Genomic DNA, 1,030 nt, shown 5'->3' on the forward strand with positions numbered 1-1,030 from the left:
ATCATCCAGGCCGATCAGCCCGGTCCCGCGTCCGCGTCCCGCGCGTCGATCTCGATGAGGACGCCGTCGGCCATCAGCTCGGCGATCGAACGGCGGAACACGTGCGCCGTCCCGCCGCCCGGCTGGCCGAACCACGGCACGGCCGTCCCCGTCAGCGCCTCCTCCGGCCGCTGGAGCCGGTACACGTGATACGGACGGTCCTGCCATTCGCGCGGCAACGACCGGCGCGGGTACGGCGTGCGCGCCGCATACGTCACGTTGCCCTCGGAGCCGCCATAGCGGTCCACTTCCGTTCCTGCGGACAGTTCCATCACGTGACGGTCGCGCCAAAGGGACAGCGGGGGTTCGCCGCTGAGGGGCTCGAACGGGCCGCTCTCCTGGACGGTGTTGCGCGGGTCGAGGAGAAGGCTTCCGAGCAGATGCGCGGCGGCCTGTTCGGTGTCGTCGAACGTGGCTTCCTTGCGTCGTTCGCCGTCCCGCATCTGGAAGACGGTCCAGCGTTCCCCTTCTGGGAGGAGGCACCAGACGCCTTCTGCGGTTTCCCTAATGCGGTATGCGGCACGGTCGACGCGGAGTTGGTCGAGGCGGTGCTGGAGGTTGTTCGCCCAGTCGCCGCTTTCCGGCGCTTCCGCCTCCGCGTCTTCCGACGCTTCCGTCAGGAGGCGTTCAGGCACCGCCCTACCCGTCACAGCCGCGTTCGCGGCGTTCATGGTGTCGTCGTCAACCGTGGGCACCTCGAAGCCGTTGGCGCGTATGTGCGCGACCAGGTCGGCCTCTGGGGCGACACCATGCTCACTCAGGTAATAAGCCACGGCCCCTGACCAGACCCAGGTCCCGTCGGTGTGGAACGTGAGCGGGACGACCGAGCCGCGTGAGGAGTCGAGCCTGTCGGGGGCGTTCGATCGGGCCGCCATGACGATCGGGGCCTGCCGCAGGTATTCGGTCACCCGCTCCACCTCGTCCGGCGGGACGGGCGGGCGCGACACGGCGGGACGGGTGCCGTCCGGCCGTCCCGCCGGACGAGGTGGAG

General features: G+C 69.9%; 1 protein-coding gene. It reads right to left on the reverse strand.

The window, feature by feature from the left end; genetic code table 11:
• Nucleotides 1-14 precede the first annotated feature (14 nt).
• Nucleotides 15-1,030 (reverse strand): TNT domain-containing protein (locus tag E1264_RS42790; protein ID WP_132183314.1); only part of this gene is annotated, 1,016 nt, incomplete at its 5' end.

Source organism: Actinomadura sp. KC216, from assembly GCF_004348535.1.
GTDB lineage: Bacteria > Actinomycetota > Actinomycetes > Streptosporangiales > Streptosporangiaceae > Spirillospora.